Origin of the sequence: Vibrio sp. M260121, from assembly GCF_036533715.1 — a bacterium.
Taxonomy (GTDB): domain Bacteria; phylum Pseudomonadota; class Gammaproteobacteria; order Enterobacterales; family Vibrionaceae; genus Vibrio.
Window position 1 is genome coordinate 1 of sequence record NZ_JATABF010000036.1, and the last position, 13414, is coordinate 13414.

The following is a 13414-nucleotide window of genomic DNA, read 5'->3' on the forward strand; positions in this document are numbered from 1 at the left end:
ATTGTTCTTGTGCCCAAAGTTTAGCGTCTGAATATGTCATCTTAGTGTTTCAGTGAGGAATAGTAAGTGATCAGATCGCACACACGTTAAAGAGTTCAAAAAAAATCCCCAAGCTACAAGCTTGGGGATTTGTGTATAAGAGACAGGCACATTGGCTCCCTTTGTTATTTTTACTGCGCTGCCTAGTTACCTAGCTAGTGACCTAACTATTTGGGCTACTAGTACTATTTTACTTGGCCTCAGTGTGCCTCTTGTTTTGCTGCCAGCTTTTTACCAATCAACAAGATTGGCGCAAGCGCAAAAATAGACACAATAAACATCACCAACGAATTACTCAGCGCCAATGTCGTTGCTTGCTCCTTCACAACGGCACTAATCTGGCTCATGCCGAGCGCCGGATTAGGTAAGCGACCATGAGTTAGAATCGCGCCGCTCAACGCCTGCTCGTAAGCTGCGAATACGTGATTAGAACCATCCAGAGTACGACCGATTTCGCCCGATGCTTGTGCGCTGTGGCTTTGAATCACACGAGAGAAAAACGCTCCGCCAATCACGCCGCCCATGGTTCGGAACAGATAGAAGTTAGCAATGCCTTCTAATCGCTGTCCTACTTGGAAGTACATAAGCACCGCTATCGTCACCGATACATTCAACAAGCCAACACCAAAACCACGCAGCAGCATTGGAATGGGTAGTGACTCTGTACCAACAAAGCTTGGTAATTGGCTGAACTCGTGCACCGACAACAGAATCATCAGCACACCAAAAGGTACCACTGCATCTGCCAACGGGCGGCGGAAGTAATACACCAACACACTCACCAGCATGCCGACCAACATGGCGTAAAACGATGGCAACTGCGCATAGCCTGCATTGAGGCTGTTATAGCGCATCGCCATTTTTAGGAAGTTAGCAAACAGCACCGTACTTGCCATCACGGCAAAGCCTGCAAGAAAGGCGTTGTACATAAACACGTTAGTCTTTAACTTGCCGTGCAATTGCATCGACGCAGTATCCAAATGGCGCGTTTTCACCAACTGATACACCGCCAACAAAATCAGTGCCGCAGCGACAGAAGAAGCCTGTACAAACCAGTCTGAATCCAACCAGTTGTAGTAGCTGCCGCGCATTAGTAGGAACACCACCAAACTCATCGTTAACGCGAGTACGAGGCAAACTGAAGCTGAAGATTTTGGCTTGGCTTCAATCTCAATCGCCTGAGGCTTGTACAGGCCGATCATCACTAGAGCTGAAAAGTACAACCAAGCCGAGACAACGTTCAAAAACGACCAGTCAAACACTTCGACAATCTCAGCCACCAACCACGGATAAGCGCCCATTGGTAACAGTGTTGAGAAGATCAGTGTCAGCGCAATAATCGCAGGCAACCAACGCTGCTCAAAAGAATTGAGTAGATAAAGATTCACCACCACCAATAACATGCTCATGAAAAAGCCGCTTACTAGCCAAGTTAGCGTAAACAACAACGCATGCTGACCTACCCAATAGAGCGCAAGGTTTGTTACTAAACCCACCAGCAATGCAGAGTGTAATGGCAATGACGTACCAAACCTACGCACCAAGATTGGGGTAAACATAAATCCCAACACTTGAGTGATCATAAAGCCGATTTTCACTAACTCGACTTCATCTGCGGACAAACCAGATGTGGCTGCCATCTCGTGGGACAACTCGGTAAACATCACCGAATTGATCCCAAAAGCTGCAATGGCGAACAGCGCAAAAATCAGCAATGGTGAACGTGTTTTCATGGCGATTAACCTTGCGTTGCGGTCTCAATCGACACTTCAGCCGACAAGCCAGGGTAGATGCGCTGTTTAAGCTCTTGTGGGATATCCAACTCAATACGCACTGGCACACGCTGCACTACTTTCACAAAATTACCGGTCGCATTTTGCGGTGGCAACAAACTAAACTGCGCGCCTGTTGCAGGGGTAATTGAAGATACACGACCATGCAACGGATGATCAGGGAACATGTCTAACACCACTTCTACATCTTGCCCTTGTGCAACGTTTTCCAATTGAGTCTCTTTGAAGTTTGCCTCTATCCAAACGTAATCCGGCACCATCACGATCAACCCCATACCCGGTTGAACAAACTTACCTACTTGCACTTGTCTGTCTGCCACATAACCATCAAATGGTGCTCGAACGATGGTTCGCTCAAGGGCGATATTTACCAGTCTCAAGTTCGCTTCTGCTTGCTTGCGTTGCGCGGTTAGCTGCATCTTTTCTGTTACTAGCGCATCGAGCTGCTTCTGTTCAGCGGCTAGCGCTAGCTTGGCAGTTTCAAGGTTGCTGCTTGCTTCAATAGAACGCGTTCTTTGCGCTTCAAACTGGTTCTTACTCACCGACTGCTTTTGTAGCAAGCGTGAAAGACGTTTGAACTCCGCCGCTTGATGTTCCGCGTTGGCACTTGCACTGAGAATGCCCTGCTTCGCCTGCTCAATCTTTACCAGCTGCATTTCAGTTTTGGTTTGGTTTGCGGTCAGCGCAGCCTTTGCGACATCTAACGCTGACTTCGCGATTTCTTGGTTGGCAGCGAAATCTTCATCATCAATCGAAAACAAGGGGGCACCTTTGTTTACCCACTGGTTATCTTCGACAAAAAGTTGGCTTACCTGCCCACCGACTTCCGGAGAAATCGCCGTCACATCCGAGTGAACATAAGCGTTATCGGTGGTCACCGTATTCGGTTGGTATAACGCACAACCTGCAGCGACTAACGAACCAATAACAAGCGACAACGCAATGACTTTCTTCTTCATTTTTGAAACCCAACTTAATGATTTTCACAAACTGTACTGTACCGTACAGTTTTAGTAAAGATACATTTGATCATTGATAAGAAGAAAAGATCCATCTCACTGATTTTTAATGATCTTATTTGATGATTACTTTTGAAAGAAAGAGGAGGAATTGGAGGGCTATAGCGAGAAAAACAAAAAAGGCGACACCGAGGTCGCCTTTTGATTATGAAAATATGCTTCGAGATTGAAGCCAGTAAATCACGCTTATTGCTGCGCTACCTTCACTTGTGGTTTCGTTGAGCTTGTGTAATCAAAGTCAAACGCAATGCCATCTTTGGTTACATCCAAAGACATACCACCGATAAGCTCACCTTGCAGGCTCATCTTCACGTCTTCCGGTACTGGCTCGCCAGACACTTCTGACGCTGCTTCAATTACTTCCAGCACGCGGTCTGAGTCCATAGTGAAGCTCAATAGACCATTGGCCGTTAGCGGCTGAGCCATGACTTTCTCACTTGCTGCCGCTGCTGCCTCACCACTGTAAAGCGTTAAGTGGCTGCCGTTTAGACGAGCAAATACATCCATTGGTTTACCTGCGTATGGTTCAAGCAGACCACCGATGTTCACTGGTTGGTTATCCGGTTGGATTTGAATCTGTGCCAACTCTGGCATGAACATTTGTGCCGTTTGCAGCAGCATGTTTGGATCGTCCGCTGAGATAGAGAAGATCGCATCCAGCTGACCTAGCTCAGGTCCGTATTGGCCATTCATGTTCACATCAAGGCCGAACATTTCCATGCTCAAACCTTTCAGGCCATTTGCCATAGCCGCACCCATGCTGATCGCCGGAGCTGGGTTTTGGCCACGCATTTCATTTTGCGCTTGTGCCAGAAGCGAACATTGGTATTCAGGCGTGGCTAAATCTGTCCAGATCTTACCAATCGCAGGCGCCAGAGTAGCAATGTCTAGGCCTAACGCCACGCTAAACATGCTCTGCTCACCGTTAGATTCTGCCAATACGCCACGCATAGATTGCAGCGCCTCAAGGATCACTTTGTTTTTCGATTCAACAACAAAGCTACCATTTAGGCGAGCTTTGTCATCGCCAGAGCTGTACTCTCCAAACGCCACCATCTGCGGCCAGTTGTTTGCTATTTGAGTAAACTCGGTATGACACGCTGGAGAACGCAGCTGCTCTAAGGTTGGGTCAGAATCGACATTCTTAAGTTGGCGCGCCATTCGGTTGCCATCAAGTGTCGTTAGACCTTTAATTATCTCACGAATGTCGAAAATACCGAATGAGTTGTTGCTCGCACCGTATTTAGTTTGCACCGCTTCAAGACGGCCAGAATCGACAATGCTGCTCTTCGGAGATTCAAGACCAAAAGCCAGTTTAAGTGGGTTCTCAACACCAAGTTCAGGAATGTCGAAAGTCACGGTCAGCACGTTGTTAACTACTGCCACTGCCAGACCAATACCCAATTGTGGGTCTTGCGAATCCGTTAGCTCGTAGCGGCGGAACTCAACCGTATCTAGCTTCACAAGCTCATGCTGGATGCCAGCAAGTTGCTCTTGTTCATCCAAGGTTTTCCATAGTGCCGCAGGGTTCTCTAGCTGTACCTTGTAAACAGGAACAAGGCCTAGGGTGTACATAATTGGGCTCACCATATCGCCCGTTCCTAAGAAGGCTTTCAAGCTCTCAGGAGAAGACGCCGCAGCCATGTACGCATCCAAGAAGTTAACCGCAAACTCTAAACCAGGAGTCAGATCTTCTTCTGCGAACAGTTCTCCCATTGGTGGCTGCTGTGACGTGCCGAATGCGTTCATGTATTCGTAGTGATTAAAAGGTTCCGTTTGGTAGGTAATCAACAAGGTATCCGCTGGAACTTGGGAAAGTAGCGAGGTTGAAGATTCACCTTGGGCAAGGTTATTTTGGTACACATACGCGGCACCGCCTGCTGCTGCGACCACTGCAGTAGCTAATAATAGTTTTTTCACGACCAACTCCGTTGTCTTAGTTTTATTTCCTCAAACCAACAGATTGGTTTGAGTGAGCATTAAGCCCCGAATAAATGCTTGGGAAGGATGACAATTTTCGGCATTTATTCATCTGCAATGCCATGATAAACGGCCTAACAGAGTTATCAATTTGCTGAATGCCAGTTTCTTAAGATATCCAACATTTATAAGATGAACCGTGAAGTGGGTTAAATTGCGCGACCACACTATTAGCAAGTCACTCAATAAAATTTCATAAATGCTATACCCTATCGGCCAAAATCCACGCAATATTAAATCCAATTACCGATTTTTCTCTATTGTCTGAAAACAGCTCACGACCTGACATTCTCGTCGATTTCTCCTCTAGAAGACGGTCGTACTTTTACTTAAAGTCAGAGCTATCAATAACGAATGTTGAACATCTATCGCGCCATTAATCACCATGAAAGATCAGCTGACTATCTCTATTTCCAACATCAATGGCTCTAAGCATTGGTACTTCAGCAAAGCCATGCAACGCAACTTTAAAACGGGCTTGGTGGCATTTATTTTGGGATTAACCGCAACCGCTATCTTGATCAATCATCTTTATTCTCAGGTCGATGACGCCGTACTTGAGCAAGCAAAGTTAACCGAGCAATCGCGCAGTATGGGTCAGGAGTTAAGTGAGCTAAAGGCTTTGAAATCAGAGCTTGAGAATGATCTCTCGGAGCGAGAAGAACGCGTTCAATTGGTCTCGGAGCGTTTGGGCGAATTGGAGAAAGTACTCGGTGTCGCCAACGAATCCAACACTGAAAGTCTAGATGCGCGCTTTGATACCGCCGCGATCACGTCCAATGTCAGAATGGCGATGCTAAACCAGATCCCTAGCGGCTCTCCAGTAGGTAAAGCACGCCTTTCATCGGGGTTTGGCAAGCGTATTCATCCTGTCACCAAGCAGGCCAAGTTGCACCGAGGACTCGACTTTGCAGTTAACACTGGCACCAAAGTATATGCCTCTGCCGACGGCGTTGTAGAAGCGGCCCGTAGAAGTAACAAAGGTTACGGTAACTTGTTGCGTTTACAGCATTCATTTGGTTTTTCGAGCGCTTATGCCCACTTAAAAGAGTTCAAGGTTAAAGCGGGTGAGTTTGTTAAAAAAGGACAGCTCATCGCCATTTCAGGCAATACCGGGCTCTCTTCCGGTCCCCACCTTCATTACGAGGTGAGATTTATTGGACGAGCCGTAAACCCAAGACCATTCGTGGATTGGAACCTCAATAATTTTGAAGACATCTTTACCAAGGAGCGAAGAATACGATGGGAATCTTTAATCAAAACCGTGGAACAACGAGTGGCTCATCAGCTTCAACTCTCATCGCCAAAGGCTGTTCTGTTAGCGGAGAACTCAAAGTAGAAAGTGACATACAGGTTGATGGCATCATCGAAGGCCAGTTGCATGTCGAAGGCACATTGGTCGTCGCAGAAAGCGGCCGTGTTAAAGGCGACATCTACGCTAAACAACTGATCATCAATGGTTTACTGGATGGAAACTGCCATGCAGAACACATTCAAGTGCTAGCAAAAGGGCGAGTCAGTGGCAAAATTTGGAGCAACAATCTGAGTATTGAGCCGGGTGGTAAGTTCTTCGGAGAAGCCGCAGAACTGCCAGAAAAAGAAGTCGTGACGCTAAAAGATAAGTCTACTGAAGCGAGAGAGACAACAGCAAAAACGGACAAGTCATCAGATCGTAAAACTGCATAAATAAAAGTGCTAAATATAGACGAGAAAAAGGGCACGGAATGTGCCCTTTTGAGTGGTTGCTATGCTTGCGCTAGACCAAATTAGAATTCGTAGAACAGGCGAACACGAGCGCCGAAATCGTCTTCTTCTTTGAACGCTTCACTTGACGAAGTTGCATCAAGATTATTGGTAACGGTTGTGTAGTAAGAGCCCAGTAACACTGAGAAGTTCTCTACCTCTAGTACGTCCGTAAACTCGTAAGAAGCGTAAAGGGTAGATACCTTCACATCACCTTCTGCCCAGCCTTGAATCTCTTGGTTTTCGTATTCGTTCATCGCGTAAACGTAACCAATACCTAGTCCTTTCCAAAGTGCGTTAACCCCTGTCGAGAAGTTGTTTTCGTCAACCGCATCTAGGTAAGCCACGTTTGCATTCACAGACCAATCACCGCTGGTCCAGTTACCTGTTAAGCCGTAACCGGTACGATCAGAAATGTCGACGCCTTGGTCTGTCACTACAGCATCAGAAACAAGGTTGGTTTCCATTGATGCAGCTAGGCTGAAATCACCCATTTGATATGCAACAACAGGGCGTACTAAGAAGGAGTCTTTGCTGCTTGTAATGGCTTGACCGTGGTATGTTCCGCCATCGGTACCTTCATGGAAAAGATCCGAACGATCACCGATCATGGTGCTCAGTTCCAAGTATAGATTGCCAAAGTTTTGGCTGTACATCAGCTGACCATCAGAGCCACGGCCACGCGCTTCTTTCATTTGATAGGTGTAAGCCGAGCCATCGGTGTAAAGCTCGTTAGACGTATCACCTGAGTACTCTAGGAATACATCCAAACCAACAGGGAACATATCATAAGCTTCAAAACGACCCGCTTTGATTGCCCAGCTGTCTTTTTTACCAAACTCGAAGTATGCATCATCAACATTTACCTCGCCTGTGCTTGAAAACAGAGGCTGTGCTTTTACACCAACGTAGTGACCATTACTGGTGAACTTCTCGCCCGCAAATTCGATCAGTACGCGACCATCTTGGTTGAATTCTTGATCACCAGAATCGTTCGACTCGCGATCTTGATAGTTGAAGTTCAATTCAACGTCACCACCGATAGAAAAGTTACCTTCTTCGTTGTCGACAATGCTGATGCCCGCATTTGCCGATAGTGCTGAGAATACGCCGATAGCGCTCAGAGATAGTTTCAGTGCTTTGTTCATGTTAAACCCTATATGTATTAAATTTTATTGTGTAAAAGTGCTGATTTCAGAGACAGCAAACCCCACCCCTTCTTTTTGAAAAGAAAGGCTTAGAGAAATTGGTTTATTTTTAGAAGTTAGATTTCGAGGCTAGCCCCAAGATCTGGGGCTAGACCAAATTTAGAGTCGCAACTGTATATTGTGACAAGTGGTATCGTTACTCGGCGACCAGCACGACTGCTTCACGCGTCAGCTGAGCCAACTCTTCCCACTTGCCCGATTCGATAAGTTTTTTGTCGACCATCCAAGTACCACCACATGCCAGCACGCGCGGCACGGCTAGGTAGTCTTTAATATTCGAAGGGTTGATGCCCCCAGTCGGCATGATTTCCACATCACCATAAGGAGCCAACAGTGCTTTCACCATATTGACGCCACCAGAGGCTTCTGCCGGGAAGAACTTCAATGTTGTCAGTCCCATTTCTAACGCCGCCTCAACTGCACTTGGGTTATTCACACCAGGTACGATATCAATACCAATCTCTTGGCAAGCCTCAACGGTGTTTGGGTTAAAGCCCGGCGAAACAACAAAGGTCGCGCCCGCCTCTTTGGCTGCGATGGCTTGCTCACGATTAAGCACTGTGCCAGCACCAATCAGCATGTCTGGCTGCGCTTCACGCAATAGACGAATAGCTTCAACAGCGGCATCGGAGCGAAACGTAATTTCGGCTGCTGGCAGACCGTTTTCTGCCAACACTTTACCCAGTGGGATGATGTCTTCTGCGCGATCAATGGCGATCACTGGGATCACTTTTAACGCTTTCAATTGAGCTTTTAAATTCGACATGTGGTTTCCTGTATATCTATTTTTTGAACTGAGCAACGGCCGCATTGGTTGCCAATCGTGGAATGATGGCGCCTTTGTATTGAATCACGGTGCCTGCGAGGGTATTCCCATTCATACACGCTTGTTTGATGTTGCCATCAGACAAGTACGTCGCGAGAAAACCACCATTAAATGAATCGCCTGCCGATGTGGTATCGATGACATTTTCTACCGGTGTCGTCGCCACTGAATAAGGCGCGGGTTGATCGGTATCTGCAACTAAACAGCCTTCTGCACCGAGCTTGACCACCACATTCTTCACCCCTTGGGCTTGTAAACGCTTGATCGTGCCGTAAGCCGTCACATCTCCCCAAATAAGCTGCTCATCATCAAAAGTCACGAGCGCCATATCCGTGGTTTGATACATGGCTTGATAACATGCTTGCACGGTCTGCAATTTATCTTGCGGCCAAAGGGCTGGGCGGAAGTTACTATCAAAAGCAATCTCAACGCCGGATTCTCGTAAGCGACTCAAAAGCTCAACCAGTTGGATACGATCTTGCTCAGGCAAAATAGCTAGGCTAATGCCGCTAACAAACACCATATCAACCTGCTTGAGTGACTCCGCCACACGTTCAAACTGAGCGTGTTGGAGCAAGTAACGTGCAGCCGATTGATTGCGCCAATAGAGGAAAGTGCGTTCGCCTTGGTCATCTAACTGGATCAGATACAAACCCGGTGTGCGCGTTTCGTCTGTCAAAACGAAATCCGTACCAACACCTTCTTGCTGCCAGCGTGCGACCATGCCATTGCTCAGTGGGTCTGTACCCATGGCAGTCACGTATTGCACCTCCACTCGTTGTGATGCACCTAAGGCTTGGCAAGAACGACTGAGGTAAACCGCAGCGTTGAGAGTGTCACCACCAAACGTCTGTTGCATGTCACCAAACGGCTTGCCGTTCAGCTCGATCATGCATTCCCCAAGTATTGCGATTGTCTTCATAACGGTTTCTTAAGCATGCTGAGTAGACCTGTCGAAGTGAGACAAGACAGGCCTACATAGAGAGAAGAAAGGATTACTTGTTATCGATGCGTACGAACATCATGGTCATTGCGAACGACAGTGCAAACACACCAATCACGCCTAATACCGCTTGAATAAAGTTCTGAGTACCACTTGCCAAGTAAGCTGGCAGACTGAATACCGAAGAAAGGATGTAGCTTGTTAAGTGGGTATCGATAGTCACTGAAATCGCGCCAACGATACCTGTTGCTAAGCTCGCCATGAATAGTGCTTTGGTGTACTTAGTCAGTACGCCGAATAGCGCTGGCTCTGTGATACCAAGAATAGCGGTGACACCTGAGCTCACTGTCACTGAAGACTGCTCTTTACTTGCGTATTTGCGCTGCTTGTACCAAATCGCCATCGTCGCACCTGCAATACCTAGGTTACCCAGACACATAATCGGCATCAGCAAATCTTTTCCGTACAGCGCGAAGTTATTCAAGCTGATTGGTGTCATGCTGTGGTGAATACCAAATACGATGGTGATTGGACGAGTCAAACCAAACACGAAGCCCGTCAGTGTTGGAGAGACCTCTAATAGTGAGCTCACTACCCAACCTGCACCGTTACTTAGCCACATCCCCGCTGGGGCTACAACAGATAGCACAACCGTTGACGTCACTGTGAAAGCAAGTAGCGGCGTGAATACTGGTTTGGCAGAAGCAGGAACTAACTTATCTACCATAGGGGTGATTTTGGACAGTACCCAAACCGCTAGAATCGCAGGCACGATCGCGCCACCGTAGTTAAGCAGCTCAATTGGAATCACACCAAATACGTTCAGCTCTGGGGTGTTTCCTGCTTCAGAAAGAATGGTTGCTTTTTCCAATAACTTAGGCGACATCATCGCCGCAGCCACTGCTAACGCAATGTATTCGTTCACTTTAAACACTTTCGCCGCAGAGAAAGAGACCAGCATAGGTAAGAAGAAGAACACCGCGAGAGAAATCGAACGGAAGAAGAAAACGGTATCTGAGCTTTCTGAAATCACGTTGGTCGCAATTAAGCCCGATAGCAGCCCCATCAACATGCCCGAACCCGCAATCGCAGGTACAACAGGACCAAAGATGCCCGCCACCACACGCATTGCGTTTTGGAATAGCTTGCCTTTCTCTTGCTCGATTTCTGCATCTTCTGGTGCAGCACTAGCGCCAGACAGCGCTAAGTACCATTTTTCAACGTCGACACCGATGATCACCTGTGTCTGACCTTGTCCAAGCACCACGCCTTTTACGCCTTGAATTGCTTCAAGTTTTGCTTTGTCGGCTTTCGATTCGTCCACCAGCTTAAAGCGCAAGCGGGTCATGCAGTGGGTAATGTTAGCAATGTTCTCGTTGCCGCCAAGTGCCGCGACCAATTCTTGTAGTTTCATGCTAAAGCTGTCTGCCTTACCTGACGACGCATCGCCAGTTCCCATGTTTGTTTGTGTCAATTGCATCATACTTTCCTATGTGCTTTGTCTGCTCATTCACTGCGCTCATCTTAGCTACTGGAGGTATTTATCCAATCGACAAATTAGTGATTAAACTCACATTAAAACGGCTACAAATTAAATTTTCGACTTTTTTCGCCAATTGGTTCGTTTTTCTTGCCGAATTCAAAACAGGAACGAACCAGTTAAATTTAAGCATAATTTACCGCTTGTAATTTGTATTTTTTCACGCTTATATAAAATAAATCCTGTTAACTAGAGATAGTTTGAAGTGAACAAAAATACCATATCAAATATTGAGTGCGTGATTACCAAGCCAGACAGACATAATCTGATCACTGTTATTGTAGAAACAGAATCTGGTGTAACAGGCTACGGTTGTGCGACATTCCAACAACGACCATTGGCAGTAAAAACCATGGTTGATGAATATCTTAAGCCATTATTAATTGGTAAAGATGCAAATAATATTGAAGATCTATGGCAAATGATGATGGTCAATGCATATTGGCGCAATGGCCCAGTGATCAACAATGCTATTTCTGGTGTTGATATGGCACTTTGGGATATTAAGGCAAAAATAGCCAACATGCCGCTTCATCAATTATTTGGTGGTAAGTCTCGTGATGCTATTAAAGTATATACGCATGCCACTAGCGATACGATGGAAGGCTTGTATGAACAAGTCGATAAATACTTAGAACAAGGTTATCAACATATTCGCTGTCAGTTGGGTTTCTATGGCGGTGTGCCAGAAAATATTCAAACGGCACAAAACCCAACCCAAGGCTCTTACTACGACCAAGACCAATATATTGAAAACACGGTAGAAATGTTCAAAAACCTACGTGAGAAATATGGTAAGCAATTCCATATTCTTCATGATGTACACGAGCGTTTGTTCCCGAACCAAGCAATTCAATTCGCGAAGCAAGTCGAGCAGTATAACCCCTTCTTTATTGAAGATATTTTGCCGCCAAGTCAGACAGAATGGTTGGATAATATTCGCAACCAATCGAGCGTGTCTCTGGCTTTAGGTGAGCTGTTTAACAACCCTGAAGAGTGGAAAGCGTTGATCATCAATCGCCGTGTCGACTTCATCCGTTGCCACGTGTCGCAAATCGGTGGTATCACACCAGCACTGAAACTCGGTCACTTCTGTGAGTGCTTTGGCGTTCGTATTGCTTGGCACTGCCCACCAGATATGACGCCGATTGGCGCCGCAGTGAATACTCACTTAAATGTGCATCTGCACAACGCCGCGATTCAAGAACACGTGGAGTACAAAGCCAATACACAGCACGTCTTCCCGAACGCAGCAGAGCCAATCAACGGTTACCTATACGCATCTGAAATTGCAGGTATCGGTGTGGAGATGGATCGCGAAGCGGCACAAGACTTCCCTGTTGAATACCGCCCACACGAATGGACGCAAAGCCGCTTGCCAGACGGCAGTATTCACACACCTTAAAGCCTCGTTTGTCCTAGCGACGGCGTTAAATGCAGACCTAAAAAAACGACCGCTACTCGCGGTCGTTTTGATCTCGGTAGTTAAGACTCTCGGGATTAAACTTGGTGTGATAAGTACACTGGTAATTAATATCAATAATATCGCTCACCACGAAGACTTCACCTGTTTTTAAAAATCCTCGATTAGTAATATTCATTGCTGAACTATTACGTTTACAACCCAATAAATCCGCATCTTCTTTAGAAACATTAATTGCTTGATAAGTGGTTAAATAACTGTCGATTTCTAAACCTAAAGACAACACGTGTTTCTGTAGTGAACTCTCAATAATCTCGTCGGTAATTTTAGGAAACATACTTACAGGTAATTTTGTTTCCTCAATCTGTGTCACTTTCCCCTGAATTAATCGCAGACGTTTAATATTCCACAGATATTCATCTTCCTCGATAGAAAACATCTGCATTTCATGCGTAGTCGGCAGACGTTTATTCAGTTTTATTTTCTTGTATGAAATCTCACCAAATTTATTTTCAGTGACCGAATTATAGATGAGTGGCGAACCAATAATTGAGGTATTAACGAAATAACCTGAACCCACTTTGGACTTCACAATACCAATAGCTTCAAGTTTGGACAGCGCCTTTCGTACCGAAAAACGCGAAATATCATACTTTTCTGCCAATTCACGCTCAGATGGCAACTTCACATCGATGACGTTTTGGCAAATTTTACTGATGATATCTTGAACTAATTCTTCGTATTTCTTCATAAGCATTCAATTATTATCGACAATGGGTGATTTATACCATCTTTTACTTATCAATATAATCCAAATACCGAAACTTAGAAGCAAAATAGAGAATACGCGCACCTTATTTTATTTCCGAGTGATTGTTTACTTAGCATTCACTATAAGAG

At 45.9% G+C, this 13414-nt stretch carries 11 protein-coding genes; 3 read left to right on the forward strand and 8 right to left on the reverse strand.

What is annotated here, in order from left to right; translation table 11 throughout:
- Nucleotides 1–239 precede the first annotated feature (239 nt).
- The 3 genes from QTO06_RS17920 to QTO06_RS17930 all read right to left on the reverse strand — a co-directional run bounded on the left by QTO06_RS17920 (nucleotide 240) and on the right by QTO06_RS17930 (nucleotide 4771).
- Nucleotides 240–1772 carry an MFS transporter gene (locus QTO06_RS17920; RefSeq protein ID WP_331409199.1) on the reverse strand — a complete coding sequence of 511 codons (1533 nt, stop codon included), beginning with the start codon at nucleotides 1770–1772 and terminating at the stop codon, nucleotides 240–242.
- A 5-nt stretch (nucleotides 1773–1777) separates the two neighbouring features.
- Nucleotides 1778–2791 (reverse strand): HlyD family secretion protein, encoded by a 1014-nt coding sequence (locus QTO06_RS17925; protein WP_331409201.1) that lies wholly within the window; start codon nucleotides 2789–2791, stop codon nucleotides 1778–1780.
- A gap of 246 nt (nucleotides 2792–3037) precedes the next feature.
- Nucleotides 3038–4771, reverse strand: coding sequence for a hypothetical protein (locus QTO06_RS17930; protein ID WP_331409203.1), 1734 nt, complete (start codon nucleotides 4769–4771; stop codon nucleotides 3038–3040).
- 445 nt (nucleotides 4772–5216) lie between these two features.
- Between QTO06_RS17930 and QTO06_RS17935 the strand changes: the two genes are divergently transcribed.
- Nucleotides 5217–6170: a M23 family metallopeptidase gene (locus QTO06_RS17935; protein ID WP_331409205.1), complete on the forward strand. Its 954-nt coding sequence runs from the start codon at nucleotides 5217–5219 to the stop codon at nucleotides 6168–6170.
- Nucleotides 6074–6517, forward strand: coding sequence for a bactofilin family protein (locus QTO06_RS17940; RefSeq protein ID WP_331409206.1), 444 nt, complete (start codon nucleotides 6074–6076; stop codon nucleotides 6515–6517). The genes QTO06_RS17935 and QTO06_RS17940 overlap by 97 nt, the downstream gene beginning before the upstream one ends.
- Before the next feature lie 80 nt (nucleotides 6518–6597).
- On the opposite strand, the gene QTO06_RS17945 is transcribed toward QTO06_RS17940, so the two are convergent.
- The 4 genes from QTO06_RS17945 to QTO06_RS17960 all read right to left on the reverse strand — a co-directional run bounded on the left by QTO06_RS17945 (nucleotide 6598) and on the right by QTO06_RS17960 (nucleotide 11010).
- Nucleotides 6598–7722 (reverse strand): carbohydrate porin, encoded by a 1125-nt coding sequence (locus QTO06_RS17945; RefSeq protein ID WP_331409208.1) that lies wholly within the window; start codon nucleotides 7720–7722, stop codon nucleotides 6598–6600.
- A 196-nt stretch (nucleotides 7723–7918) separates the two neighbouring features.
- Nucleotides 7919–8548 (reverse strand): bifunctional 4-hydroxy-2-oxoglutarate aldolase/2-dehydro-3-deoxy-phosphogluconate aldolase, encoded by a 630-nt coding sequence (locus tag QTO06_RS17950; protein WP_331409209.1) that lies wholly within the window; start codon nucleotides 8546–8548, stop codon nucleotides 7919–7921.
- 16 nt (nucleotides 8549–8564) lie between these two features.
- Nucleotides 8565–9530, reverse strand: a complete 966-nt coding sequence (locus tag QTO06_RS17955) for a sugar kinase (protein WP_331409211.1) — start codon at nucleotides 9528–9530, stop codon at nucleotides 8565–8567.
- A 73-nt stretch (nucleotides 9531–9603) separates the two neighbouring features.
- Nucleotides 9604–11010: a PTS transporter subunit EIIC gene (locus QTO06_RS17960; RefSeq protein WP_331409245.1), complete on the reverse strand. Its 1407-nt coding sequence runs from the start codon at nucleotides 11008–11010 to the stop codon at nucleotides 9604–9606.
- A 286-nt stretch (nucleotides 11011–11296) separates the two neighbouring features.
- On the opposite strand from QTO06_RS17960, the gene QTO06_RS17965 reads away from it, so the two are divergent.
- Nucleotides 11297–12496, forward strand: a complete 1200-nt coding sequence (locus QTO06_RS17965; RefSeq protein WP_331409212.1) for an enolase C-terminal domain-like protein — start codon at nucleotides 11297–11299, stop codon at nucleotides 12494–12496.
- Between the two features lie 52 nt (nucleotides 12497–12548).
- Here QTO06_RS17965 and QTO06_RS17970 read toward each other — a convergent pair whose 3' ends face one another.
- Nucleotides 12549–13265, reverse strand: a complete 717-nt coding sequence (locus tag QTO06_RS17970; protein WP_039987390.1) for a GntR family transcriptional regulator — start codon at nucleotides 13263–13265, stop codon at nucleotides 12549–12551.
- Nucleotides 13266–13414: the final 149 nt, after the last annotated feature.